Source organism: Halopseudomonas oceani (genome assembly GCF_963677335.1).
Lineage (GTDB): Bacteria > Pseudomonadota > Gammaproteobacteria > Pseudomonadales > Pseudomonadaceae > Halopseudomonas > Halopseudomonas oceani.
The window spans coordinates 3612035-3637227 of record NZ_OY781932.1 but is presented as its reverse complement, the minus strand read 5'-3'; the positions used below and the strand labels follow the sequence as shown (position 1 = coordinate 3637227).

The following is a 25193-nucleotide window of genomic DNA, read 5'->3' as shown; positions in this document are numbered from 1 at the left end:
TTGCGCCTCTGGACCGCCAGTATAGAAGATAATGTTCTCCTGATATCAAGCGGCATGCACGGTGCCGCTCCCTGAGGTTGATTGAACGCATATGGCTAAACAGAAGCGCGTATACGGCTGCACCGAGTGTGGCGCCACCTTTTCCAAATGGGCCGGGCAGTGCCCGGAGTGCCAGGCCTGGAACAGCATGGTTGAGACCGTGGTGGACACCACGCCTACCGGTGGCAGCCCGTCGCGTACGAGCAACTGGACCGGCCAGCAAGCCGCGGTGAAGACGCTGGCTGAGGTCACCACTGAGGAGATGCCCCGCCAACCCAGTGGTTCTTCCGAACTGGATCGGGTATTGGGCGGCGGCCTGGTCGCCGGCTCTGTCGTGCTGATCGGCGGTGATCCCGGGATTGGCAAGTCGACTATTCTGCTGCAGACCCTGTGCCGCCTGGCGCAGGGCATGCCCGCGCTTTATGTGACCGGTGAGGAGTCGCAGCAGCAGGTAGCGATGCGCGCGCGCCGGCTCGGCTTGCCGGAAGATCAGCTAAAGGTGATGACCGAGACCTGCATTGAGAGCATCGTCGCCACTGCACGGCAGGAACAGCCGAGGGTCATGGTGGTCGACTCGATCCAGACCATTTTTACCGAACAACTGCAGTCGGCTCCCGGCGGCGTTGCCCAGGTGCGCGAAAGTGCAGCCTTGCTGGTGCGTTACGCCAAGCAGAGTGGAGCGGCAATCTTTCTGGTCGGTCACGTGACCAAGGAAGGGTCGCTGGCCGGGCCGCGGGTGCTTGAGCACATGGTTGATACGGTGCTGTATTTCGAGGGTGAGGCCGACGGCCGTTACCGTATGCTGCGGGCGGTCAAGAACCGTTTTGGCGCGGTCAACGAGCTAGGGGTGTTCGCCATGACCGACAAGGGCCTGAAGGAAGTGGCCAACCCGTCCGCGATTTTCCTCTCCCGTTACGACGCGCCGATCCCCGGCAGTGTGGTGATGGCCACCTGGGAGGGCTCGCGGCCGATGCTGGTGGAAGTGCAGGCGCTGGTCGACACCAGTCATCTGGGTAACCCGCGGCGGGTGACGTTGGGTCTGGATCAGAACCGGTTGGCGATGCTGCTGGCCGTACTGCACCGCCACGGCGGCGTTGCTACCTATGACCAGGATGTCTTTGTCAACGTGGTCGGTGGCGTCAAGGTGCTGGAGACGGCAGCCGATCTGGCGCTGCTGGCCGCAGTCATGTCGAGCCTGCGCAACCGGCCGCTGCCGATGGATCTGATGGTATTTGGTGAGTTGGGGCTGTCGGGTGAAATTCGCCCGGTGCCAAGCGGACAGGAACGCTTGAAAGAAGCCGCCAAACACGGCTTTACCCGCGCCATCGTGCCTAAGGCCAATGCGCCCAAGGAAGCACCTAAAGGAATGCAGGTGATTGCCGTGACCCGGCTGGATCAGGCGCTGGCGGCGATATTTGAGTAGCAGCGGCAGAGCCGCTGTACAGCTGCAAGCTGCAAGCGAAAAGCAAAACCTCCGGGGCTAGTCGCTGGGGGGGAGTTGGGAGGCACTCTCAGCTTGAAGCTTGCCGCTGCGGCGCGTGGCGCCGCCTAAAGCAAAGCCGCCAGCTCCCGCTCCAGCATCGTCTCGTCACCCAGATTTAGGGCAACCAGCCGACGCAGGTGGCTGATTGAGTCCAGATCAATGTGTTCGCACTGAAAGCCGAGCAGGTTTTCCTCGGCGTGAGCGAGGGTGACTTCCATGCGAATCTGACTGCCTTCGGACAGTTCGATAATCGCAATAAAAGGCGTCTGCGCGCGCGCCGGGTCCCAGCTTTCGGGCTGCATGACCAGCAGGCCACGCAGGGATATGTCGATCAATTGTGCTGCGACGCACCAGCCGTCCTGTTGCAGCATGGTCTGGGCATCGAACGGAATGCGGCTGAAGCGCCGTCTGTCATCGTGCATCCGATGGCTCCCGGGTGTCGTGGTCATCGATGCCCTCACTATAGCGCTTTTTGTTGCTTACACCACGCCCTGGGCTAGCATTGCGTCGGCTACTTTGACGAAGCCGGCGATGTTGGCGCCCTTGACGTAGTTGATGTGGCCGTCTTCTTCCTTGCCGTAGTATTCGCAGGCTGAGTGGATCGATTGCATGATGCAGTGCAGTTTTTCGTCCACTTCGCCGGCGCTCCAGTGTAGGCGCATGGCGTTCTGGCTCATTTCCAGACCGCTCACGGCAACACCACCCGCGTTGGCGGCTTTGCCCGGCGCAAACAGAATCCGATGCTCCTGAAACAGGTCGACCGCCTCCAGGGTGCACGGCATGTTGGCGCCCTCGGCGATGGCAATGCAGCCGTTCTCGATCAGGTGGCGAGCGTCCTCGGCGTCCAACTCGTTCTGGGTTGCGCAGGGCAGGGCAATGTCGCAGGACAAATGCCAAGGGCGCTGACCGACGATGAATTCGCAGCCATCACCATGCAGCGATTCCAGGCGTCCACGCTGCTCGTTTTTCAGCGTCATCAGTGCGTCCCACTGGGCCTGCGTCATGCCGTCTGGATAGTACAGGGTGCCACCGGAGTCTGAGACAGAGATAACCCGTCCGCCCAGCTCCAGAACTTTCTGTGCGGCGTACTGAGCGACGTTCCCGGAGCCGGAAATGGCCACCCGCTTGCCGTCAATTTGTTGGTCACGCTGCTTGAGCATCTGTTCAGCAAAGTACACGCAGCCATACCCGGTGGCTTCGGGGCGGATCAGGCTGCCGCCATAACTGATGCCCTTGCCGGTCAGGACCGAGGTGAACTCATTGCGCAAGCGCTTGTACTGGCCATACATGAAACCGATCTCGCGGGCACCGACGCCGATGTCGCCGGCAGGGATATCCAGGTCGGCACCGATATGCCGTGACAGCTCGGTCATGAACGACTGGCAGAAACGCATGATCTCGCCGTTGCTCTTGCCTTTGGGGTCGAAGTCGGCGCCGCCCTTGCCGCCGCCCATTGGCAGTGAGGTCAGAGCGTTCTTGAATACCTGCTCGAACGCCAGGAATTTGAGTACGCCAAGGTTGACCGATGGATGAAACCGCAGGCCGCCCTTGTAAGGGCCAATTGCACTGTTCATCTGGATTCGGTAGCCACGATTGACGCGTACCTGGCCGTGATCGTCGACCCAAGGTACGCGGAACATGATGACGCGCTCAGGCTCAATCAGTCGCTCGATGATGCCGTTGTTCAGGTATTTGGGGTTGGCCTCAAGGAAGGGCCATAGACTGCCAAGTACCTCTTCGGCAGCTTGATGGAATTCCGGCTGGTCCGGATCGCGGCGCTTGAGGTGGGCGAGGCAACTGTCGAGGGTATCGGTCATCGGTGCGGGCTATCCTTGAAATCGAGCGAAAGGCGTCGAATCTAGCAAAGCGCGCTTTGCACATAAATGATGCATTGCGTCATTTTGGTGCAATATGTAACAAGGCGTAAAAAATAGGCGCAAAAAAGCGGCCCGAGGGCCGCCTTTTCAACTGCCTAGTATCAGGCGAGCTTCTTGTAGCGTACGCGGTGCGGCTGGGCTGCAGCGTCACCCAGACGTTTCTTACGATCAGCTTCGTACTCGGTGTAGTTGCCTTCGAAGAAGGTCACCTGCGAATCGTCTTCATACGCCAGGATGTGGGTAGCGATGCGGTCGAGGAACCAGCGATCGTGGGAGATCACGATGGCGGAGCCGGGGAAGTCCAGCAGCGCCTCTTCCAGTGCACGCAGGGTCTCGACGTCAAGGTCGTTGGACGGTTCGTCGAGCAGCAGCACGTTGGCGCCCTGTTTGAGTGTCAGGGCCAGATGCAGGCGGCCACGCTCACCACCGGAGAGATCCTTGACGAACTTCTGCTGGTCGGAGCCCTTGAAGTTGAAACGGCCGACGTAACCGCGAGAAGGCATTTCGTAGTTGCCGACCTTGATCAGGTCGAAGCCATCGGAAACCTGCTCCCAGACGGTTTTGTTGCCGTCCAGATCATCGCGGCTCTGGTCGACACTGGCGATCTGAACGGTGTCGCCGATATCGATGCTGCCGCTGTCCGGTTGTTCCTTGCCGGTGATCATGCGGAACAAGGTTGATTTACCTGCGCCGTTACCACCGATCACGCCGATAATAGCGCCCTTGGGCACGGCAAATGACAGGTTGTCGATCAGTACACGGTCACCAAATCCTTTGCTTACACCGTTGAACTCGATGACCTTGTCGCCCAGGCGCGGGCCCGCCGGGATGTAGATCTCGTTGGTCTCGCTGCGCTTCTGGAATTCCTGCGATTGCAGTTCCTCAAAGCGCTGCAGGCGAGCCTTGGATTTGGCCTGCCGGCCTTTGGCGCCCTGGCGAACCCACTCCAGCTCTGCCTTCATGGCCTTGGCGTGGGAGGCCTCCTGCTTGGCTTCAGTTGCCAGGCGAGCCGCCTTGGATTCCAGCCACTGGGAGTAGTTGCCTTCGAACGGAATGCCCTGACCGCGGTCCAGTTCGAGGATCCAGCCAGCGACGTTGTCGAGGAAGTAGCGGTCGTGGGTAATCGCTACCACGGTCCCGGGGAAATCGTGCAGGAACTGCTCCAGCCAGGCGACGGAGTCGGCGTCCAGATGGTTGGTCGGTTCGTCTAGCAGCAGCATGTCGGGAGCGGACAGCAGCAGGCGGCAGAGTGCCACACGGCGCTTCTCGCCGCCGGACAGGTGTTCAATCTTGGCGTCCCACGCTGGCAGACGCAGGGCATCGGCGGCCACTTCCAACTGACGCTCGAGATTGTGGCCGTCGGCGGCCTGCAGGATGGCTTCGAGCTTGCCTTGCTCGGCGGCCAGCGCATCGAAGTCGGCGTCGGGCTCGGCGTAGGCGGCGTAGACTTCGTCCAACCGGGCTTGGGCATCCTTGATTTCGCTGACTGCTTCTTCAACGATGTCACGTACGGTTTTGCTGTTATCAAGTTCCGGTTCTTGCGGCAGATAACCTACTTTGATACCCGGCATCGGCCGGGCTTCACCTTCGATCTCGGTGTCTACGCCGGCCATGATGCGCAGCAGGGTGGATTTACCGGCCCCGTTGAGACCCAGTACACCAATTTTGGCGCCGGGGAAGAAAGACAGGGAGATATCCTTGAGAATTTGGCGCTTCGGGGGGACGACTTTCCCGACCCGATGCATGCTATAAACATATTGAGCCATGGTGGCAGAACCTGTTGAATGGGAGTGTGCGAAAAGGGCTTCGCCAGAGGGGCGAAATGTGGTGGCAAGGCTAGCCCAACTGACCTGCGAGGGCAAACCGTTTGCGTAGTGCCCGACGCCTGCTGCCACTGCGCCAGATGGTATTTTTGCTGACCGCAAACCGACAAGTGATACGCCTTGAAGAAGAATAAAAACGAATCTACGCCCGAGCAGCAAGCGCCTGCCGCAGTACCGGTCACCCTGCAACCTGCGGTCAATCGCCTGGGTATTGCGATGTTTGCGGTAGCCAGCGGTTTGCTTATGGCGCTGCTTGGCTGGCAGACCTATCTCGACTTTCACATGCTTAAACGGCAGCACCAGACGCTGGTGGAAGAGGCGGTCTGGCTTACTGCTGACCAGATGGAACTCAATCTGGCAACCACTTCTCTTGCCTTGACGGCGCTACTCGACAGCCTGGAAGACCAGCCCGCAAACACGGTTGCGATGGCGGCGCAGGCGCTGTTGCCCGGCGTCTACGATGTTCATCGTGTGGACCCGGGGCAGCCGCCGACAAGCAGTCGGGAGCCCTGGGCGCAAAGTGTGCGCCGCCTGCAGATCAGTGGGGAAGCTTTTGCCCTGGTATCGGATACCGAGCGTAACCTGTTGTTCTGGACATTGAGCAGTCAGCAAGACGGTCGTTATTGGGTTCTCCGCCTGGATGAACGCGTGTTGTCGGCACTGGTATCGGCCCGCCGTGGGCGCGGCTATCTCTGGTTGCTGGAAGACACCGGGCAAGGGCGGGTACTGGCACGCCAGCAGCAGGATAGACTGGCATTTCTGGGTGGTGCCGCGATGACCACCGGGGAGCGTGAGCGCGTGGTGGTGAGTGCGCCTGTCTCTGGCACGCTTTGGCAGGTGCGAGGGCTGGTTGAGCCGCATTACTACGGCCGTCAGTTGGCACCGCTGTTGCTGCGTAAGGTGCTGCTCTTTTGCGGCTGCCTGCTGATCCTGCTGGCGGCGCTCTGGTTCATGGGGCGGCAGGCTCGGGTCAATCGCTTGATGCAGGTGGATCAGGATCGCTCGACTCGCAGTCTGCTGGATACCGAGCGGCGTTACCGGGATATTTTCCAGGGCGTGGACATGGCGCTTTGCCTGGTTGATTTGGTCGACATCAAGCAGGCTCTGATGCGTGAGGGGATCTTTAACGCAGAACAGCTGGACCGCTGGTTGCTGGACAACCCGCAGCGGCACGCTGAGCTGCTGAAGACAATCCGTATCCTGGAAGCCAATCAGGTTGCGCTGGAGTTGCTGGGACTGCCAGATGTGGCGTCGCTTGAACGGGTGCTGCAGGGCGACAGGCATCTGCGCCCCGGCGGTGGGCGTTACCGGCTGTTGAGGGCGCTGGTCAATGGGGAAGAGCGCTTTGAGCTGGAAACGCCACTGCGCCGCGCCGACGGCAGCACCATCTACGTCTGGGTCGTCATGCGCTTACCGAATAGCACGGACGCGCTGCATGCGGTGCCCATGAGCATCACCGATCTCAGCCAGCGTCGGGCGACGGAGCTGACCCTGCGCCAGAGCCGCGAGTTCTGGGCGGAGGTGGTCCGCTCGGTGCCTGATCTGATTTATATCCGCGATGGCAAGTGGATGGGCGCAGGTGACTTTCTGTTCAGCAACCGAACGCTGGCTGAGCTGCTCGGCTATAGCGCGGAAGAAGAGTCGAGCATGGGCGCCGATTACCGGACCCGGCTGTTGCACCCGGATGATCTTGAATACATGCAGACCAACCGTCGGTTGCAACTGACTCTGGGCGACGATCAGGTTCTGGAGTGGCGGATTCGCTGGCATCACCGAACCGATGGTTGGCGCTGGTTCAGCGTGCGCTCCAAGGTGTTCAAGCGCTCGCCCGATGGCCGGGTGTCTCAGGTGATCGGCTTTGTCCGTGATATTCATGAACAGACACTGGCGAATGAGCTGATCCAGCGCTCCGAGGCGCGTTACCGGCAGTTGACAGAAAGCATCAGTGACATCGTCTGGTCTACGGACAGTGATTTTAGAACCGACTACATAAGCCCCTCGGTTCAGCGCCTGCTTGGCTACAGCCCGGAATTCATGCTCAGCAAGGCGTATGTTGAAACGCTGGCGGACGAGCGTTTTCTTGAGTTCATGGAGCGCATTCGCGAGGAGTTGCGCGATCAGGTTCATGTGCCCGAGCGTGCGGCAGCCCTGCGTGAGCATGGCTATCAGCGGCAGGTGACCTTTGATGGTATTAAGGCAGATGGGCGCAAGTGTCCGCTGGAGGTGCGTATCACCCTGATGTGGTCAGCGCAGGGACGCTTCCTCGGGTTGCTTGGGCTGGCCCGTGACATCAGCGAGCAGCGGCGGACGGAAAACCGGCTGCGCATGGCGGCCACGGTGTTCGAAAACACCACAGGCGGTATTCTGGTCACCGATCCGGCTGGATACATAGTGCAGGTCAACGAGAACTTCTCGCGGATTACCGGCTATCTGCCGGAGCAGGTGATCGATCAGACCCCCTCCATGTTGGTGTCGCAGGGGTATGAGTCGCAATTTTCCAGCTCTGTTCTGACAACATTGCAGGCTCAGGGGCACTGGGAAGGGGAGGTATGGCAACGCCGCGCTTCAGGTGAGGTATTTCCCAGTTGGGCGGGGATTACCGCAGTGCATGACAACGATGGTGATCTGGTCAGCTATGTTTGCTTTTTTGTCGACATCAGCGAGCGCAAGGCCTCGGAGGAGCGGATTCAAAGCCTGGCCTATTACGATGTGCTGACCGGTCTGGCCAATCGAACGTTGTTTCAGGACCGGTTGCAGGCTTCCCTGCAGCTGGCTGCCCGCAAGGGAGAGTGGGTTGCGGTGCTCTTCCTTGATCTGGACCGCTTCAAGCCGATCAACGATAGCCTGGGTCACGCGGCTGGTGATCAGGTGCTCAAGGAGGTGGCGCAGCGTCTGCGCGCCTGCGTGCGCGAGAGCGACACGGTTGCGCGCATGGGCGGGGATGAGTTCACCATGCTGTTGACCGGGTTGGCCAATCGGGAGGTTGCGCTCTCAACTGCCATGCATGTGGCTGAAAAGGTACTGAATGCGCTGGCGGGTGCCTTCGTGCTGCAGGGCCGCGATTTCTTTGTTACCGCAAGCCTTGGTGTTGCGCTTTATCCCCAGGACGGCGCTGAAAGCAGCATTCTGCTGAAAAATGCCGATACTGCGATGTATCACGCCAAGGGGGCAGGCAAGGCCACTTTCCAGTTTTACCAGCGTGACATGAATGCCAAGGCGCTTGAGCGGCTGGCACTGGAGAACGATTTGCGCCGCGCGGTACAGGATCAGGCTTTTGAACTGGTTTATCAGCCGCAGTTCAGTTGCCGTGACGGCCAGTTGACCGGGGCCGAGGCGTTGTTGCGTTGGCGCGATCCGGAGCGCGGTACGGTGTCGCCTGCAGAGTTTATTCCCATTGCTGAGGAGTTGGGACTGATCCGCGGGCTGGGTGAGTGGGTACTGGATGAGGCTTGCCGACAGGTTTCCAGCTGGCGGGCCAAGGGGCTGCAGTTACCGCGTCTTGCGGTCAACCTGTCGGCTATGCAATTTGAAGACGGTACGCTGGCGGTGCAGATTGCTGCTGTACTGGAGCGGCACGGCCTAGCGCCAGAGGCGCTGGAGCTTGAGCTGACCGAGAGCATCCTGCTGCGCAACATTGATGAGACCATGCGCACGCTGGAAGAGCTGAAGCAGCGCGGCATGCAGATCGCCATTGACGATTTTGGTACGGGGTACTCTGCGTTGAATTACCTGCGCGATTTCCCGATTGATACGCTGAAGATTGACCGCGGCTTCATTCAGACCATGCTGCCCGGTAGTCGCGATGCGCTGCTGGCTCAGGCGATCGTGGCGATGGGGCGCAGTTTGCAGTTGCGGGTAATCGCCGAGGGTATCGAAACCGAAGAGCAGTACCAGTTGGTCAGCAGTTTTGGGTGTGACGAGGTGCAGGGTTACCACCTCGGGCGGCCGGTCGCTGCGGAGGAGTTCGAGCGGCGCTGGCTGTGGCGAACTGAATGAATGCTTTTTGTCGCTTCCTGAACGCTTTTCAAGTGCCAGTCTGTGACGCTTGCGTTAAAATGCGTCCTCTTTTTTCATCAGAACGACCTAGCAGGGGGCCGTTACATGTTTAGCCGTTCCAACGATATTGCCACATTCGATGCCGATCTGTGGGCTGCCATGGAGCAGGAAGCCGTGCGTCAGGAAGAGCACATCGAACTGATTGCCTCGGAGAACTACACCAGCCCGGCAGTCATGCAGGCGCAGGGCTCCGTACTGACCAACAAGTACGCTGAAGGCTATCCGGGCAAGCGCTACTACGGTGGTTGCGAGTACGTTGATGTTGTGGAACAGCTGGCCATTGATCGTGCCAAGGAACTGTTCGGTGCCGACTATGCCAACGTTCAGCCGCACGCAGGCTCGCAAGCCAACTCCGCCGTGTATCTGGCGCTGTTGCAGGCTGGCGACACCATTCTGGGCATGAGCCTGGCGCACGGCGGTCACCTGACCCACGGCGCGTCGGTTTCGTCCTCCGGCAAGCTGTACAACGCGGTTCAGTACGGCATCAACGATCAGGGCCTGATCGACTATGACGAGGTTGAGCGTCTGGCGGTTGAGCACAAGCCGAAGATGATCGTGGCCGGTTTCAGTGCCTATTCTCAGGTGCTGGATTTTGCCCGCTTCCGCGCTATCGCCGATAAGGTCGGCGCCTATCTGTTTGTTGATATGGCCCACGTTGCCGGTCTGGTTGCTGCGGGTGTCTACCCGAACCCGGTGCCGTTCGCTGATGTGGTTACCACCACCACCCACAAGACCCTGCGCGGCCCGCGTGGCGGCCTGATCCTGGCTCGTGCCAACGAAGAGATCGAGAAAAAGCTGAACTCGGCGGTTTTCCCTGGAGCCCAGGGCGGCCCGCTGGAGCACGTCATCGCGGCCAAAGCGATCTGCTTCAAGGAAGCATTGCAGCCTGAGTTCAAGGCTTATCAGCAGCAGGTTGTGAAGAACGCCCAGGCGATGGCCAAGGTGTTCATCGAGCGTGGTTTCGATGTGGTATCCGGTGGTACCCAGAACCATCTGTTCTTGCTGTCACTGATCAAGCAGGATATTACCGGCAAGGACGCTGACGCTGCTCTGGGGCGCGCGTTTATCACCGTGAACAAAAACAGTGTGCCGAATGACCCGCGTTCTCCATTTGTGACCTCTGGTCTGCGCATTGGTACGCCGGCGGTCACTACCCGTGGTTTTGTTGAAGCGGACTGCGAAGCGCTGGCTGGCTGGATCTGCGACATTCTCGACAACATGGGTGATGAATCCGTGATTGATCGGGTACGTGAGCAGGTCAAGGCCATCTGCGCGCGGCTGCCGGTATACGGCGCCTGATAGCAGTAAGTACTAAAAAAAGCCCACGACCGCTGTCGTGGGTTTTTTTTTGTCCGTAGTACGTGGCATTCTGGTGACAAGAGTAGCCGCAGTTGGTGTCCGGCATGGCTGCGCGGGCAGCAGAGGGTGATGTGCATAGAATAAGAATAACGACCAGAGTGTTTCTGCGATCGCTGTGGCTGCTGGTGCTGCTGGCGTCATCCGACATCAGTGCGCAGCAGCTGCCACCGCTGAAAGTCGTGCTGCTTGCTTACCCGGGTTACGCGGAATACGACGCCCAGGGACAGGTTGTTGGTCGGACGGTGGATCTGCTGGATCGGCTGTTCGAGCGCGCCGAGTTGGATTATGAGATTGAGCTGTTACCTATTGCCCGTGTCCGGCGCGGACTGGTCTCGGGGGACGTCGACCTCTGGCTTGGGCTCAATAACCAGGTCGGGCTGGAGGCATACGCCATTCAGAGTCTTTCCAGCTTCGGGTCTGTGCCCATTCACCTTTATTACCGTCCTGGCGAACCCGCGCCTACCTGGCCTGACAGTCTTCAGGGCAAGGCGTTGATCCTGATTACCAACTACAACTACAGCTTGCCGGTGTCGCGTGTGCTGCAGGACCCGCGGCTGGCCATTGAACTGCGTTCGAGCAGTTCTCACGTTGGCGCAATACGGATGTTGATGCGCAACCGCGGGGACTATCTGCTCGACTATCGGGGGCAGACGGCATCGGCCATGGCTGAGCTGAACCTGGATCAACTGCCTTACATCGTCGTTGATGATCCGCCGATGCGCTTGTTTGCGTCACGCAGCAGGCCGGATGCGGCGGTGCTTATCAATAGGCTCGACGGCGCTTTCGACTCGCTGGTTGCTGAAGGGGTCAACATGACTATCTCGCGGCAGTAGGTCGCAGGGCGGAAAGCGAGCACTTGCGCTGGCTGCTGGCAGTTGCTTGAATAGCGCCGACACTTGGTGGCTGAAGCTGAGTCTGGGCGAGCCGCCAGGGAATCATGTAGACAGGGACGGCAGTGATATGCGTGAGTTGTTCAAGGTGGTTTTCAGGGGGCAGCAGACCGGCGAGTTTGAGGGGACGCAGCTCAAGCAGAACCTGTTGCAGCTGGGCTTTGGCAGCAAACAGGTCGAGACGCTGCTGGCGGGGCGGTCGGTAACCATCAAGTCAGGATTGACCGCAGCGCTGGCCGAGCGGTACCGCCAGCGTTTGCATGATGCTGGCCTGGTGACGGAAATCCTCCCGGATGGCTCCGCGGTTAAAGCGACCACGCCACAACCTTCGCCTGCATCGCCGGGTCAGCAGGCGGAGGACAACGGAGGCGAGCCGGCAAGCGGCGGCATCGACACAACCCATCCCGCACCTCCGTCTCCGGCTCCCGAGCGGCGCCTGTCGCAGTTGCAGTTTACCGGTACCGGTAGCGAGTACTTTGGCATCTGGATCGTCAACATCCTGCTGTTGGTGGTAACCTTTGGTTTCTATGCGCCTTGGGCCAAGGTACGCAATCTGCAGTATTTTTATGGGCACACCGTGCTCGAAGCAGGCAGCTTTCAGTACCTTGCCGATCCCTGGGTGATATTTCGTGGTCGCTTGGTGGCGCTGGTGGCGGTGATCATCTGGTCGGTGGCGTCCAGTTTCTTTCCGCTGGTCGCCAGCGTGCTGGTGCTACTCTTCCTGCCGCTGATACCCTGGATCATCACGCGTTCGCTGAAGTTTCACGCGATTAACAGCGCCTATCGCAATATCCGTTTTGACTTTGCGGGCTCATATTGGCAAGCCTTTCAGGTGGTCTATCTGTGGCCGCTGGTGGGGATTCTGAGTCTCGGTCTGTTGCTGCCGCTTGCCGCCCAGCGCTGGTATAGCTTCCTGGTCAACAATACCCGCTTCGGCACCAGTGCGTTTCAGCTGTCGTTGACGGTGGGACAGGTCTACCTGTTCTTCCTGCGCATGATCCTGGTGTTTGTCGGCTTTGCCTTGCTCGGCGGTCTGGCCTCGATGCTCCACTCGGCGCTCGGCATGATTGGGGTGGTCCTGGCGTATCTGGCCCTGTTTGGTTACATGATGGCTGGCGTTACCAACCTGGTGACCAATGCGACTCGGCTCGATCAACATGGGTTTGTCTCTACCCTCGGCAAGCGCCGCATGGTCTGGATCTTTGTGACCAACTCCATACTGATTGCCCTGACCATGGGCTTCTATACGGCCTGGGCCAAGGTGCGCATGGCACGTTATCGAGCCAGCTGTACGCAGATGGAGATCGCTGGCGACCTGGACGGTTTTGTTGCAGGTGAAGCCCAACGCGCCGGTGCTGTCGGCATGGAGTTGGGGGATGCCTTTGATGTCGGTTTCTCCTTCGGCTGACCCTGTGGTGCGCGGGCGCTTCTTCGACGGTGAGTCGAGTGGCGCCCTGGCCGCTTCTGCCCGCGTGCGGGAGGGTGAGCTGAGGCTTGAGCTCGCTGACGGTCGTGTTGAGTGCTTTGCCGGCAAGGACGTGCGCCTGGGGCTGCAGGTGGGGAGTGCCCACAGCTATCTGCATCTGGGGGAGCGGGCTGCGCTGGAATCGGCCGACGTAGCCGGGCTGCAGGCCATTGCCGCCAGTCTCAAGGCAGCCGACGGCGGCACGGTCTGGTTGCGGCGGCTGGAGCTGAATATTCCGCTGGTGCTGGTATCGCTGGTCGTTGTCCTGGCAATGCTGCTGGGCGGTGTGGTCTGGGGTGTGCCGTGGCTGTCAGAGCGGGTGGCGTACCTGGTCCCGGTGACGCTGGAGGAGCGTGCTGGCGATGAGGGCATGAGTACCCTGGATCAGTTCTGGACTGCGCCCAGTGCCCTCAGCGAAGAGCGTCAGCAGGCGTTGCTGGGGATGATGCAGCCCTATTTAGTAGCGCTGGAGGAGCGTTATCCGGAGCACCGCTTGAAAGTGCACTTTCGTGCCAGCGAGTCGCTGGGCGCCAACGCTTTTGCGTTGCCTGGTGGCAATCTGGTGTTTACCGACAAGATGATTGCGTTGGCTCAACATGACGAGGAGCTGATCGCCGTGCTGGCCCATGAAGTGGGGCACGCGGTGCATCGCCACAGTATGCGTAACCTTGTGCAGGGGTCGTTGCTGGTGTTCGTTATGGTGTCGTTGACGGGGGATGTGTCGGCGGCGTCGGACCTGGTCACAGGCGTACCGGCTTTGCTGGCGACCTTGAGTTATCAGCGGGGGATGGAGCAGGAAGCGGACGACTTTGCGCTGGCATTTATGCAGGAGCAGAAAATTTCACCGCAACGCTTTGCCGATATCATGCTCAGGCTGGACCCGCCCTCCGAGGAAGAGGGCGAGCTGGATGAGCTGAGTGGTTTTCTCTCAACCCATCCACCCACACCAGAGCGAATCGAGCGCTTTCAAACCGGTTACTAGACCAGTTGGAGGGTGCTCAGTGTGCGCTGACGTACCTGCTTGAGCAGTTCGGCATCCTTGACCAGAGACTGTCCATAGGATGGAACCAGGGTCTTCATGCGTGCTTGCCACTCGGGGCTGGCGATGCGGTCTTTAAAGCAGCGCTCAAGCACGTCGATCATGGCCTGTACCGCCGTTGAAGCGCCTGGCGAGGCGCCGAGCAGCGCTGCCAGTGTGCCGTCTTTGGCGGCGACGATCTCGGTACCGAATTCCAGCTTGCCGTGACCCTTGGCGTCCTTCTTGATGATCTGTACGCGCATGCCGGCATTCTGCAGTTTCCAGTTCTTCTCTTGGGCATCCGGGAAGAAGTTGCGCAATGACGCAACGCGATCCTTGTGGGACTGGAACGACTCGGCGATCAGGTACTTGGTCAGGTCCATGTTGTCCCGGCCGACCGCCATCATCGGTGCGACGTTGTACGGTTTGACCGAGGAGAACAGATCAAATATCGAGCCTTTTTTCAGGAACTTGGTGGTGAAGCCGGCGAACGGGCCAAACAGCAGTGCAGGTTGGCCATTGATGATACGGGTATCCAGATGAGGAACCGACATGGGTGGGGCGCCGACCGGAGCCTTGCCGTAGACCTTGGAGCTGTGGCGCTTGACCACCTCCTGATCCTGGCAGACCAGCCATTGGCCGCTGACCGGGAAGCCGCCGTAGCCTTGGCTTTCGTCGATGTTTGATTTCTGCAGTAGCGGCAACGAACCACCACCGGCGCCGAGGAAAACAAACTTGGCGCAGAGTTCTGCCTCCTTGCCAGTTTTTTCATCTTCAACTATGACACGCCAGTGGCCTCGTTTGCTCTTGCGCAGGCTTTTGACCGAGTGACTCAGGCGCAGATCAAACCCATCCTGCTGTTCCAGATGAGCAATCATGCGACGGGTGAGTGAGCCAAAGTCCACGTCCGAACCGTGATCAATGCGGGTAGCGGCAATCGGCTGACTGGTGTCGCGACTGGACATGATCAGCGGCATCCATTCGCGTAGCTGATCCGGCGACTCGCTGTACTGCATCTCGGCGAACAGGTGGTGCTGGCTCAGCAGTTCATGCCGCTTGCGCAGGAACGCAACGTCTTTCTCTCCCCAGACGAAGCTCTGGTGGGGGGTGGCGTTGATGAAGTCAGAGGGGTTCTGGATGATGCCCTGTTCTACCAGGTAGCTCCAGAACTGCAGGGTTACTTCGAAAGATGCATTGATGGCTAGGGCGCGTTCGATCGCGACATTGCCATTCTGGTCTTCGGGAGTGTAGTTCAGCTCACAGTAGCCGGCGTGTCCGGTACCAGCGTTATTCCAGCCGTCGGTGCTTTCGTGAGCCACGTGGTCCAGACGCTCGACCAGGGTAATGGTCATGGCGGGATCCAACTGTTTGAGCAACATTCCCAGCGTAGCGCTCATGACACCACCACCGACCAGCAATACATCTACGTTCGTTGCTGTCATTTACATGTCGCCTCTTTGGTAAAAATCAAGGAGCCTCTTGAGCTCTCCAGTGATCATACTGGCCAATGTCGGGGCGGCTAGCAAACGGGCTTGATCCCGACTGTCGCTTTTGGCTGTGTCGAGAGCGCGGCAAGCAATGTGTGCTGTCTGCTCCGAACGCCCCGGCACGTGGGTATCAGTTGTTGGCTGATGAGAAAGCGGCGGCACTTCGTGTGGAACTGCCTGCCGGGGCTCAATGGTCTGACGGTGATCGGCCATTGGAGTAGTTCAGAGAGGGGGTATCATACCGGTTTCTGCAGGGCGGGGACAGAAGCATAATTCGGCTTATGCTGCCTTTGTAGCGGCTTTTTTGGCCGACTTTGGTCTAAATCAGGCCAATTGTGCGGTAGTCTTTTGCGCGCCGCGACGACGGCGGTTGCTGTATGCCGTTTTAATCAGAAACGACCTGATATCAGGTCGGCGAGGGGACGAGTGGATGCATGATGTAGTGCTGGTTGGGGGCGGGGTAATGGGGTGTCTGAGTGCGCTTGAGCTGCTGCATGCGGGCTGCCGGGTAACGCTGCTGGAGCGTGGCGAGCTGGGGCGCGAGGCATCCTGGGCTGGCGGCGGTATTGTTTCTCCTCTCTATCCCTGGCGCTATTGCGAAGCGGTCAGCGCGCTTGCTGACTGGTCTCAGGGCTATTATCCCCCCCTGGCTGACACCTTGCTGGCGCAGACCGGACTGGATCCGGAGGTACATGACTGCGGACTGCTGTGGCTGGATCACGACGAGCAGGATCAGGCACTGGGGTGGGCTGCAGCCCATGACAAGCCGCTGCAGCGGGTTGATACCGATTTTATCTACCGGCAGGTGCCGCAGTTGGCCAGCGGTTACAGCGGTGCGCTTTGGCAAGCCGGTCTTGCCAATGTTCGTAACCCGCGACTGATGCAGTCCTTGCGTGCACGCTTGAGCCAGTTTGAACACTTTGTACTGCATGAGCACTGTGCGGTCGACTCGCTGTTGCAAGAGGGTGATGCGGTGGTTGGTGTGCAGTGCCCTGCCGGACGCATCGAAGCTGATGCGGTTGTGCTTTGTGCTGGTGCCTGGAGTGGTGACTGGTTGGGGCAGGCTGGGCTTTCCCTGCCGGTCGAGCCGGTCAAGGGGCAGATGCTGTTGTACAAGATGGCGCCGGGCTGGCTGCCGTCGATGGTCATGGCGCAGGGGCGTTACGCCATTCCCCGACGTGATGGTCATATCCTGATCGGTAGCACGTTGGAGTACGAAGGCTACGACAAGCGCACTACCGAGCAGGCGCTGGCGTCGCTGCAGGCAAGCGCAGAGGCTCTGCTGCCGGACCTGGCGCGGCAGTCACCGGTTGCTCAATGGGCAGGTTTGCGCCCTGGGTCGCCGGACGGTGTGCCCTATATCGGCCCGGTGTCCTCTCTGCCAGGCTTGTGGCTGAACGCCGGGCATTTCCGCAACGGTCTTGTGCTGGCGCCGGCGTCCTGCCGGCTGTTGGTCGATCTGATGCTGGACAGAACGCCGGAGATCGACCCTGCGCCCTATCTGCCGGACGCGCGCCTGCGTTAGCAGGCGCTCCAGGGCTCAGTCGTCGAGGCCGAGCTTTTTCAAGCGGTAGCGCAGTGAGCGGAAGGTGAGACCCAGGCGCTTGGCTGCTGCGGTCTTGTTCCAGCGGGTTTCTTCCAGCGCCTGGGTAATCGCCTGGCGTTCGATGTTGTCCAGGTAGTCCTCCAGATGGTCGATCTGGCTAAAGTCGGGCGCATCGTCCTGGGAAGCACTCGGGCACGCGCTTAGCCACAGGTCGTGAGCATCAATCTGCTGGCCTTCGCAAAGGGTGAAGGCGCGCTCAAGTGCGTTTTCCAGTTCGCGCACGTTGCCTGGGAAACGGTAGTTGAGCAAGCGCTCCATCCCGGCCTCGGTGACCTCTGGTACAGGCTGGTTGGCGCGTTCGGCCAGTCTGCCAAGGATACTTTGGACCAGTAGCGGCAGGTCCTCGCGACGGGCCCTGAGTGGCGGTACCTGCAGTTCGATGACGTTGATCCGGTAGAACAGATCCTGGCGGAAGCGGCCCTGAGCTACTTCGTTGGCGAGATCCTTGTGGGTGGCGCACAGCAGGCGCACGTCGACGGCTTCTTCGCGCTGGCTGCCGACGGCGCGGATGGCTTTCTCCTGAATGGCACGCAGCAACTTGACCTGCATGGCCATTGGCAGGTCGGCTACCTCGTCAAGAAACAGCGTACCGTGGTTGGCGGCCTGGAACAGACCGGGTTTGTCTGCCACTGCGCCAGAGAAGCTGCCCTTGCGGTGACCGAAGAACTCACTTTCCATCAGCTCGGAGGGAATGGCACCACAGTTGACCGGCACAAACGGCTGTTCGGCGCGGGGGCTGAGTGCATGGATACGGCGGGCGACCAGTTCCTTGCCGCTGCCGGATTCGCCGCTGATATACAAAGGCGCCTGGCTGCGAGCGAGTTTGCTGATCTGGTTGCGCAGCCGCTCGATCGGTGGTGATATCCCCAATATAGGGTCCCGGTCCCGTGGATCGGCGTCAGCTTGCGCGGTGTTGAGGCGCAGTGCGGTTGAAACCAGCTCTCGCAAGCGGGTCAGGTCCACCGGCTTGGTCAAAAAGTCGAACGCGCCAGCTTTGAGCGCGTTGATTGCCGTATCCAGGCTGCCATAGGCGGTGATCATCGCCACCGGCGTGCTGGTGAAATGCTGCTGAATATGGCGCACGATGCTCATGCCGTCGCCGTCCGGCAGTCGCATGTCCGTCAGGCACAAGTCAAAGTGCTGGGACTGCAGCAGTGTCATGGCCTCGCGCAGCGTGCTGGCGCTGCGCGTCTGTAATGACATGCGGCCAAGCGTCAGCTCCAGCAGTTCGAGAATATCCGGCTCGTCGTCGATGATCAGCACGGTGGGTTGCGTCATGGCTTGCTGCTTGACTCCTGTCCTTCAGTTCCGGGCATCATACCAGTCGTTTCGGGTGTGCAAAGGTAATGCGCATGCAGCAGCCGTGAGGCTGCACGCGTTCGCATTCCAGTCTGGCCTGGTTGCTCTCGCAGAGTTCGCGGGAAATATACAGGCCCAATCCGGTCCCGGTCGCTTCGGTGGTGTAGAAGGGTTCGAAAATGTGACCCAGGTGTTCTTCTGCCACTCCCGGGCCGTAATCGATCACTTCAAGTACCGGCAATTGGGTGTCTGCGCGGACGTAGAGCTTCAGTTCGATGGTGCGTGGGCGGCCGGCTTCTCCGCTGTAACGCAGGGCGTTATTGCACAGGTTGTTGAGCACCTGGGTCATCTGATTCGGATCCATCCGGGTCAGGATGCCCTCTTTCTCTATTTCACAGTCGATGGTATCGGTGGCCGGGTGGGATGCTCGGAAGTCGGTCATAAAACTCGATACCCACAGGGCCAGGTCCACCAGCTGGGGTTCGCTTGGGCGGCGTCTGGACAGTTCCAGCACGGTTTCAATCACCCGGTTCATGCGCTGCGAGTGTTGCTGGATGATTTCGGTCAGGCGCAGATCCTGGCGGGTCAGCTGGTCGGACTCGGCTAGCAGCTGGGCCGCATGACTGATGGCGCCGAGCGGGTTACGTATTTCATGGGCAATACTCGCGGTCAGTCGTCCCAGTGACGCCAGTTTCAGCTGTTGCGCTTGCTGGGCGACCTGGGTGTTGTCGTCGAGGAAGACCAGGATGTTGTCCTGCGCCTTGCTGCCCAGCGGTTTGAAGTTGGCCATCAGTTCGGTGCTACCACTGAAGCTGTGGAACGAGGTGGCGCGCAGCGAGGGGTTGCGCTGCCATTGGCGCAGGCGCTGGTCCAGCTCGGGAGCGACCCGGTCTAGCAGCTCATCCGGTGGGACGTCTCGGTTGAGCATTTGCGCACACGCCTCGTTGCTGGTCAGGATCCGGTTGTCTGCGCTGACCACCATGATGCCGGTACGCATGCGCTGAATGATCAACTGGTTCAGTTGCTCCAGCCGGGCCAGGCTGGCGGCCTGCTGCTTGGCCAAAATCTCTGACAGGTAGAGGCGGCGACTGACGCGCTGAACGAACAGGGCAACAGCAAAATAGATAGCCCCCAGTACCCCGGCCTGCAGGTAGTTCTGCCCGATGTACGGATGGGTCAGGCTGAGGAAAAACGTCAGGTAGATCAATACCAGGCTGGACAATGCCGGCAACACCAGGCCAATGCGCCCGTGCAGCAGGACGTTGCCGATGGCAACCGGGATGATCAGCAGGTTGCCAAAGCCGCTGCCGATACCGCCGGCGGCGTAGAAGATGATGCCAAGCAGGGAAATGTCGAGAATGGCCAGCACAAACAGGTGGATGTCGCGCCGTCCCTTGTGCAGCGACAGCGCAATCAGCACATTGATGAAGAGATAGATCCAGCTGGCCTTGGCATAGACATCGGGGTTGCTCAGCGAAAGCACACCCTCGCGCAGGTCTGAGCTGGTGAGCAGGGTCAGGCCGAACCCGAGAATCACTCGATACAGATTGTACAGCCGCAGGATCCGCGGACGTTGTGAATCGATTCGCTCAGCTGTTGCCGTGTTCATCTCGGTGTTCCGCGCAGCAGTACCATTGATCGCCGGCGCGCAGGGCGCGTGACTGGGGCAGGTGAACCTGACATTGCGCACAGCGAACCATGACCGGAGCATCGGTTTGTGGCTGCTGTGAGGAGTGTTGCGGTGTCCGTTGCTGTTGCAGAGCGCGCCAGAAACGCAGGGCTGCCCATACCAGGGCAGCCAGAATTATCAGTTTGATCAGTCCCATGGTATCGCTGTGTTCCGTGCAGGGGGTTCCAGTGTAGCCCAAGGCCGTAGTGCACCAAAGCATGTTGCGATTGCGAGGCACAGGCGCTTGCCGGACAATAGGCGCATCTTGAGTCAGGAGAAGCGACATGACGGCAACCTTGCGCATCGTGATGGCCCAGCTGAATATGCGGGTGGGCGACATCCCGGGCAATCTGGAGCGGATCATCGAGGCATCCAGGCACGCCCGCGACGAGCTGGGTGCCCGGGTTATCGTATTTCCGGAACTGTCGCTGTGCGGCTATCCACCAGAGGACCTGCTGCTACGCTCCAGCATGCAGGCACGCATCAGCCGGGCACTGGACAGGCTCTGCGCCGAGGTGCACGGCATCTACGTCGTGGTGGGGTATCCGTGGCAGGACGGTGCGCTCTGCTACAACATGGCGGCTGTTATCGCCGACGGCCGCATTCTGGCTTCCTACGCCAAACAGCAGTTACCCAATTACCGGGTATTTGACGAGAAACGTTATTTCACCGAAGGGCAGGATGCCTGCTGCCTGGAAATCGATGGTCTGTCTGTGGCGATCACCGTCTGTGAAGATATTTGGCATCCGCAGCCGATGGCGCAGGCGCGTGACGCAGGGGCCCGGCTGATGCTGAACCTGAACGCTTCGCCATTTCACATGGACAAGCAGCGTGAGCGCGAAGCCATGCTGGCCGAGCGCGCCGCCGAGGGGGCTATGCCGATCATCTATGTCAACCAGGTCGGTGGGCAGGATGAGCTGGTGTTTGATGGCGGTTCGGTTGCGGTTGATACGGACGGCCAGATTGCCTGTCGGGTGGCGCCCTTCTGCGAGGGGCTATACCCGGTTGATGTGCAGTTTGACGCTGCGCAGGTTCGCCTGCGTCAGGGCGCGCTGGCGGCAATGCCTGAGGTCGAAGCCAGTGTCTATCAGGCGCTGGTTACCGGGGTGCGTGACTACGTCAACAAGAACCGCTTCAAGGGTGTGGTTCTTGGCCTGTCTGGCGGTATCGATTCGGCTCTGACGCTGGCGGTTGCTGTCGACGCGCTCGGTGCCGAGCGGGTGGAGGCGGTAATGATGCCGTATCACTACACCTCCGGCATGAGTCTGGAAGATGCCGAGGCTCAGGCGCGCACCATGCATGTGACCTACCGGGTGCTGCCGATCGCGCCGATGGTCGAAGCGTTTATGCAGACGCTGGAGCCGGTGTTTGAAGGGTTGCCGCGCGACACCACCGAAGAGAACCTACAGGCACGCTGTCGCGGCACGCTGCTGATGGCGCTGTCGAACAAGACTGGCTCGTTGGTACTGACTACTGGCAACAAAAGTGAGATGGCGGTGGGTTATGCCACGCTGTATGGCGATATGGCGGGTGGTTTTGATGTGCTCAAGGATGTACCCAAGACCCTGGTGTTCCGTCTGGCCGAATACCGCAACACGCTGGGCGCGGTTATTCCGCAGCGGGTAATCGACCGTCCGCCGTCCGCCGAACTAGCGCCTGATCAGAAAGACGAAGACTCGCTGCCGCCGTATCCGGTGCTGGACGAGATTCTGCGTCTGTATATCGAACACGACCTGTCGGCCAGCGCTATCATTGCCGCCGGCTTTGACGAGGACCAGGTCAAGCGCGTGGTGCGACTGGTGGATTTGAACGAATACAAACGCCGTCAGGCTGCGGTAGGGGCGCGAGTAACCCAGCGTGGCTTCGGTCGTGATCGTCGTTACCCTATTACTTCAGGGTGGGCGATGGAGGACTAGCCGGCCTTGGGCCGGCAGCGGCAAGCTTCAAGCTGCAAGCGTAAACCGGCGGGAGGTTTGGTCGGCTGAGAGGGTAATCAGACGTTGTCGCTACACCCCCCCCGCCTGAACTAGAGCACGTAGGCCGATTTGGCGCGGGTTTTACTTGCAGCTTGTGGCTTGAAGCTTGCGGCTCGCCCACAAAAAAGCCCGCCATGGTGAATGCCGTGGCGGGCTTTTTTGTGGGGCGAAGCTCAGTCGAGCAGGCCGAAGGTGATGCGGCTCCAGAAACTGCGGTGTGGCTCGCCAGTGGTGTTGGCGCGAATCTCGCGTGGCAGCGCAGCCACAGCGTCTTGATACTGACGCTCCATCTCGCGCTCCATCTGGGTCTGTGCCATCCGCGGCGGCGGAGCGGTAACAGCGTCGATGACGCCGACGGACGCAGCTTCCAGCCAGTCCATGTCGGCCACAGCGGGCTCGACGTGATGCTTGAACTTACCGTCGACCAGTGCTGGGTGTTCGGGGTAGTTGAGCTTCAGGGTTTCCAGCGCGCTGTCGGCCAGGTCGTGCATGGCAAGGCGGCTGTAACCCGCGACCATGAGGGCCAGGCCGTCTCCCACCGAGGGGGTCTGCTGGTAGTTTTCCACCACATAGCGGCCGCGGTTGGCGGCGGCTAGATAGGCGCCACGCCTGAGATAGTAATGGCCAACGTGCACGTCGTAGGCAGCCAGCAAATTACGCAGATAGATCATGCGTGCGCGGGCATCAGGGGCGTACTGGCTGTTCGGGTAGCGGTTGATCAACTGGGCGAAGTCGTTGAACGAGTCACGTGCTGCACCCGGATCGCGACGGGTCATGTCGAGCGGCAGGAAACGCTCAAGAATGCCCTGGTCACGGGTAAAGGATGCGAGGCCGCGAATGTAGTAGGCATAGTCAACGTTCGGGTGGGTCGGGTGCAGACGGATGAAACGGTCGGCGGACGCCGTGGCAGCCTCCGGCTCGTAATTCTGATAGTAGGCGTAGATCAGTTCCAGCTGAGCCTGCTCGGCGTAGCGGCCGAACGGATAGCGGGCCTCAAGGGCGCGCAGGGTTTCGACTGCGGAACCGAAGTTTTCTGCGTCCAGATCGGTCTGGGCCTTGCGATACAGCTCCGACTCGCTGAGCGACTCGTCAATCACCGGTGCGTTAGAAGAGCACGCGGCCAGCAGTGCCAGTACTCCGACCAGCAGCAGATGTTTCATCGACATATCATGACATCCGAATGGTTGGCGTGCGCTGTTTCCAGTGCGGCCGTCCTGTTATAGTTTGGGCCTTTGCAGCCTTGTCCGGACTTCCCGGACCAGCCGTATTTAACCACAGCGTCCGGTCGATTCCAAAAGGGATTGCGGCCGGTTCCGGCGCACGACGCCTTCCAGTGAGTTCCCCATGTCAGATCGTATTCGTTTGTCCGCACAGGTCAGCCCGGAGTCGGGTGGTCAACGCCTAGACCAGGTGGCCGCCCAATTGTTCCCAGACTACTCCCGCTCTCGCCTGCAGGGCTGGATCAAGGATGGCAGCCTGCTGGTCGATGGTGAGCGCAAGCGCACCCGCGACATACTGCTGGGCGGCGAACAGCTGGAACTGGATGCTGAGCGTGAAGTGCAGGGCGAGTGGCAGGCCGAAGCCATCGATCTGGATATCATTTATGAAGACGACGCGCTGCTGGTAATCAACAAGCCCGCCGGTCTGGTTGTGCATCCAGCTGCCGGCCATCAAGACGGCACCCTGCTAAATGCCTTGCTGCATCATGCACCTGAGCTGTCCAAGGTGCCGCGTGCCGGCATCGTCCACCGGCTCGATAAGGACACAACCGGTTTGATGGTGGTTGCCAAGACCATTGAGGCACAGACCGATCTGGTTGCCCAGCTGCAGGCGCGTACGGTCAGCCGTGAATACGAATGCGTGGTGGTGGGCGTGATGACCTCCGGCGGCAAGGTTGACCAGCCGATTGCTCGACACGGCACCCAGCGGCAGAAAATGGCGGTGGTCGCCGGCGGCAAGACGGCCATCAGTCATTACCGGGTGATCAATCGTTTCCGTGCGCACACTCACGTCAAGGTCAAGCTGGAGACGGGTCGCACGCACCAGATCCGGGTGCACATGAGCTACATCCACTTTCCGCTGGTCGGTGATCCGGTCTACGGCGGCCGTCTGCGTATTCCGCCGGGGGCCAGCCCGGAATTGATCAAGGAGCTGCGCGAGTTTCCGCGTCAGGCGCTGCATGCGCGCCGGCTTGAGCTGGAGCATCCGGCCGACGGCCGGCATATGAGCTGGCAAGTGCCCCTGCCGGAAGACATGCAGCATTTGCTGGCGCTACTGCGTGAGGACGGTGAGATCGGCGAATGAGCACCCTCTGGTTGACCGCCGACTGGCCCGCGCCAGTCAATGTCCGCACCTGCATCACCACGCGTCTGGGTGGTTGCAGCCAGGGCGTATGGAAGGGATTCAACCTTGGCGATCATGTGGGGGACGACCCGGTCCATGTTGCGGCCAATCGCGCCGAGCTGGAACGCGTTCTGTGCTGCCGCCCGGCCTGGTTGACTCAGGTGCATGGCACCGAGGTGTGTAAGGCCAACCCTGCCCAAGTGCTGGAGGCCGACGCCAGTTGGACGGATCAGCCGGGCATCGCCTGCACTATCATGACCGCCGACTGTCTACCCGCGTTGTTCTGCACCCGTGACGGGCAGCGCGTAGCGGCCGCGCACGCGGGTTGGCGCGGCCTGCTCGACGGAGTGCTGGAACAGACGGTCGCGACACTTGGCGGCTCGCCTGCTGACGTGCTGGTCTGGCTTGGTCCGGCCATCGGTCCGGCGGCGTTCGAAGTGGGCGCCGAGGTGCGCGATGCGTTCATCAAGGTTGATCCGCAGGCTGCTGCTGCGTTTGTGCCGTCCGAACGCGATGGCCACTGGTTGGCGGATATCTATCAACTGGCGCGCCAGCGCCTTGCAGCGTCAGATGTTACGTCGGTTTATGGTGGTGGCGAATGCACCTTTTCCGATGCCGAGCGCTTCTATTCCTACCGTCGTGACGGGCAGACGGGGCGGCTTGCGTCCTTGATTTGGCTTACTGAGTGACAAAAAATTGACCCCAATCATCATGGGGTCACTTGAAAGCGCAATAATCGACCTCATAACTGTGTCATCGCAGATGAATACGCCCGCTTCGAACTGTTCGGCCGGGCTCAGACT

18 protein-coding genes are annotated in these 25193 nt (G+C 60.3%); 10 read left to right on the top strand and 8 right to left on the bottom strand.

Going from position 1 to position 25193, the window contains the following annotated elements:
* Nucleotides 1-91: 91 nt before the first annotated feature.
* Complete coding sequence (radA, locus tag ACKPCU_RS16995; protein WP_321348533.1) at nucleotides 92-1462, top strand: DNA repair protein RadA; 1371 nt, start codon at nucleotides 92-94, stop codon at nucleotides 1460-1462.
* 125 nt (nucleotides 1463-1587) lie between these two features.
* Here radA and ACKPCU_RS16990 read toward each other — a convergent pair whose 3' ends face one another.
* The 3 genes from ACKPCU_RS16990 to ettA all read right to left on the bottom strand — a co-directional run bounded on the left by ACKPCU_RS16990 (nucleotide 1588) and on the right by ettA (nucleotide 5165).
* Nucleotides 1588-1944 (bottom strand): PilZ domain-containing protein, encoded by a 357-nt coding sequence (locus ACKPCU_RS16990; RefSeq protein WP_104737370.1) that lies wholly within the window; start codon nucleotides 1942-1944, stop codon nucleotides 1588-1590.
* A 57-nt stretch (nucleotides 1945-2001) separates the two neighbouring features.
* A complete protein-coding gene (gene gdhA, locus ACKPCU_RS16985) occupies nucleotides 2002-3339 on the bottom strand; it encodes an NADP-specific glutamate dehydrogenase (protein WP_321348531.1) in 1338 nt (445 codons plus the stop codon).
* Between the two features lie 161 nt (nucleotides 3340-3500).
* Complete coding sequence (ettA, locus tag ACKPCU_RS16980) at nucleotides 3501-5165, bottom strand: energy-dependent translational throttle protein EttA (protein ID WP_104737368.1); 1665 nt, start codon at nucleotides 5163-5165, stop codon at nucleotides 3501-3503.
* A gap of 177 nt (nucleotides 5166-5342) precedes the next feature.
* On the opposite strand from ettA, the gene ACKPCU_RS16975 reads away from it, so the two are divergent.
* The 5 genes from ACKPCU_RS16975 (at nucleotide 5343) to ACKPCU_RS16955 (ending at nucleotide 13974) form a co-directional block, all read left to right on the top strand.
* Nucleotides 5343-9218 (top strand): EAL domain-containing protein, encoded by a 3876-nt coding sequence (locus ACKPCU_RS16975; protein WP_321348527.1) that lies wholly within the window; start codon nucleotides 5343-5345, stop codon nucleotides 9216-9218.
* Nucleotides 9219-9323: 105 nt separating this feature from the next.
* Nucleotides 9324-10577 carry a serine hydroxymethyltransferase gene (gene glyA, locus ACKPCU_RS16970; RefSeq protein WP_321348525.1) on the top strand — a complete coding sequence of 418 codons (1254 nt, stop codon included), beginning with the start codon at nucleotides 9324-9326 and terminating at the stop codon, nucleotides 10575-10577.
* A gap of 158 nt (nucleotides 10578-10735) precedes the next feature.
* Nucleotides 10736-11470 carry a substrate-binding periplasmic protein gene (locus ACKPCU_RS16965; protein ID WP_321348523.1) on the top strand — a complete coding sequence of 245 codons (735 nt, stop codon included), beginning with the start codon at nucleotides 10736-10738 and terminating at the stop codon, nucleotides 11468-11470.
* A gap of 127 nt (nucleotides 11471-11597) precedes the next feature.
* The gene (locus ACKPCU_RS16960) at nucleotides 11598-12935 is read left to right on the top strand and encodes a YjgN family protein (protein ID WP_321348521.1); all 1338 of its coding nucleotides are present in this window, start codon (nucleotides 11598-11600) and stop codon (nucleotides 12933-12935) included.
* Complete coding sequence (locus ACKPCU_RS16955; RefSeq protein WP_321348518.1) at nucleotides 12913-13974, top strand: M48 family metallopeptidase; 1062 nt, start codon at nucleotides 12913-12915, stop codon at nucleotides 13972-13974. Before ACKPCU_RS16960 ends, ACKPCU_RS16955 begins: the two co-directional genes overlap by 23 nt.
* Here the strand turns inward: ACKPCU_RS16955 and mqo are convergent.
* Complete coding sequence (mqo, locus tag ACKPCU_RS16950; RefSeq protein WP_321348516.1) at nucleotides 13971-15452, bottom strand: malate dehydrogenase (quinone); 1482 nt, start codon at nucleotides 15450-15452, stop codon at nucleotides 13971-13973. The two genes, ACKPCU_RS16955 and mqo, sit on opposite strands and share 4 nt — an antisense overlap.
* A 475-nt stretch (nucleotides 15453-15927) precedes the next feature.
* On the opposite strand from mqo, the gene thiO reads away from it, so the two are divergent.
* Nucleotides 15928-17022 (top strand): glycine oxidase ThiO, encoded by a 1095-nt coding sequence (thiO, locus tag ACKPCU_RS16945; RefSeq protein WP_104737361.1) that lies wholly within the window; start codon nucleotides 15928-15930, stop codon nucleotides 17020-17022.
* A gap of 15 nt (nucleotides 17023-17037) precedes the next feature.
* Here thiO and ACKPCU_RS16940 read toward each other — a convergent pair whose 3' ends face one another.
* Genes ACKPCU_RS16940 through ACKPCU_RS16930 form a run of 3 tightly spaced genes read right to left on the bottom strand, consistent with a single transcriptional unit; the run spans nucleotide 17038 to nucleotide 20228 of the window.
* Nucleotides 17038-18381 carry a sigma-54-dependent transcriptional regulator gene (locus ACKPCU_RS16940; protein ID WP_321348514.1) on the bottom strand — a complete coding sequence of 448 codons (1344 nt, stop codon included), beginning with the start codon at nucleotides 18379-18381 and terminating at the stop codon, nucleotides 17038-17040.
* 37 nt (nucleotides 18382-18418) lie between these two features.
* On the bottom strand, nucleotides 18419-20011 hold the full coding sequence (locus tag ACKPCU_RS16935) for an ATP-binding protein (RefSeq protein WP_321348510.1): 1593 nt from the start codon (nucleotides 20009-20011) through the stop codon (nucleotides 18419-18421).
* Nucleotides 19992-20228, bottom strand: coding sequence for a PP0621 family protein (locus ACKPCU_RS16930; protein WP_104737358.1), 237 nt, complete (start codon nucleotides 20226-20228; stop codon nucleotides 19992-19994). The genes ACKPCU_RS16935 and ACKPCU_RS16930 overlap by 20 nt, the downstream gene beginning before the upstream one ends.
* 127 nt (nucleotides 20229-20355) lie before the next feature.
* Between ACKPCU_RS16930 and ACKPCU_RS16925 the strand changes: the two genes are divergently transcribed.
* The gene (locus ACKPCU_RS16925; protein WP_321348506.1) at nucleotides 20356-21987 is read left to right on the top strand and encodes an NAD+ synthase; all 1632 of its coding nucleotides are present in this window, start codon (nucleotides 20356-20358) and stop codon (nucleotides 21985-21987) included.
* 233 nt (nucleotides 21988-22220) lie between these two features.
* Here ACKPCU_RS16925 and ACKPCU_RS16920 read toward each other — a convergent pair whose 3' ends face one another.
* Nucleotides 22221-23213, bottom strand: a complete 993-nt coding sequence (locus tag ACKPCU_RS16920; RefSeq protein WP_321348503.1) for an outer membrane protein assembly factor BamD — start codon at nucleotides 23211-23213, stop codon at nucleotides 22221-22223.
* Nucleotides 23214-23391: 178 nt separating this feature from the next.
* On the opposite strand from ACKPCU_RS16920, the gene rluD reads away from it, so the two are divergent.
* Both rluD and pgeF read left to right on the top strand, forming a co-directional pair.
* Nucleotides 23392-24351 (top strand): 23S rRNA pseudouridine(1911/1915/1917) synthase RluD, encoded by a 960-nt coding sequence (gene rluD / locus ACKPCU_RS16915; RefSeq protein ID WP_104737355.1) that lies wholly within the window; start codon nucleotides 23392-23394, stop codon nucleotides 24349-24351.
* Nucleotides 24348-25079 carry a peptidoglycan editing factor PgeF gene (gene pgeF, locus ACKPCU_RS16910; RefSeq protein WP_321348501.1) on the top strand — a complete coding sequence of 244 codons (732 nt, stop codon included), beginning with the start codon at nucleotides 24348-24350 and terminating at the stop codon, nucleotides 25077-25079. The genes rluD and pgeF overlap by 4 nt, the downstream gene beginning before the upstream one ends.
* Nucleotides 25080-25193: the final 114 nt, after the last annotated feature.

Bases quoted from the DNA above. Each gene is read 5' to 3' on its own strand.
- ACKPCU_RS16935 (WP_321348510.1), bottom strand. From the start codon at position 20,011: ATGAACACGGCAACAGCTGAGCGAATCGATTCACAACGTCCGCGGATC.
- ACKPCU_RS16990 (WP_104737370.1), bottom strand. From the start codon at position 1,944: ATGCACGATGACAGACGGCGCTTCAGCCGCATTCCGTTCGATGCCCAG.
- ACKPCU_RS16920 (WP_321348503.1), bottom strand. From the start codon at position 23,213: ATGTCGATGAAACATCTGCTGCTGGTCGGAGTACTGGCACTGCTGGCC.
- ACKPCU_RS16955 (WP_321348518.1), top strand. From the start codon at position 12,913: ATGTCGGTTTCTCCTTCGGCTGACCCTGTGGTGCGCGGGCGCTTCTTC.
- ACKPCU_RS16930 (WP_104737358.1), bottom strand. From the start codon at position 20,228: ATGGGACTGATCAAACTGATAATTCTGGCTGCCCTGGTATGGGCAGCC.
- ACKPCU_RS16940 (WP_321348514.1), bottom strand. From the start codon at position 18,381: ATGACGCAACCCACCGTGCTGATCATCGACGACGAGCCGGATATTCTC.
- radA (WP_321348533.1), top strand. From the start codon at position 92: ATGGCTAAACAGAAGCGCGTATACGGCTGCACCGAGTGTGGCGCCACC.
- rluD (WP_104737355.1), top strand. From the start codon at position 23,392: ATGTCAGATCGTATTCGTTTGTCCGCACAGGTCAGCCCGGAGTCGGGT.
- ACKPCU_RS16925 (WP_321348506.1), top strand. From the start codon at position 20,356: ATGACGGCAACCTTGCGCATCGTGATGGCCCAGCTGAATATGCGGGTG.
- gdhA (WP_321348531.1), bottom strand. From the start codon at position 3,339: ATGACCGATACCCTCGACAGTTGCCTCGCCCACCTCAAGCGCCGCGAT.
- ACKPCU_RS16960 (WP_321348521.1), top strand. From the start codon at position 11,598: ATGCGTGAGTTGTTCAAGGTGGTTTTCAGGGGGCAGCAGACCGGCGAG.
- ettA (WP_104737368.1), bottom strand. From the start codon at position 5,165: ATGGCTCAATATGTTTATAGCATGCATCGGGTCGGGAAAGTCGTCCCC.
- glyA (WP_321348525.1), top strand. From the start codon at position 9,324: ATGTTTAGCCGTTCCAACGATATTGCCACATTCGATGCCGATCTGTGG.
- mqo (WP_321348516.1), bottom strand. From the start codon at position 15,452: ATGACAGCAACGAACGTAGATGTATTGCTGGTCGGTGGTGGTGTCATG.
- pgeF (WP_321348501.1), top strand. From the start codon at position 24,348: ATGAGCACCCTCTGGTTGACCGCCGACTGGCCCGCGCCAGTCAATGTC.
- thiO (WP_104737361.1), top strand. From the start codon at position 15,928: ATGCATGATGTAGTGCTGGTTGGGGGCGGGGTAATGGGGTGTCTGAGT.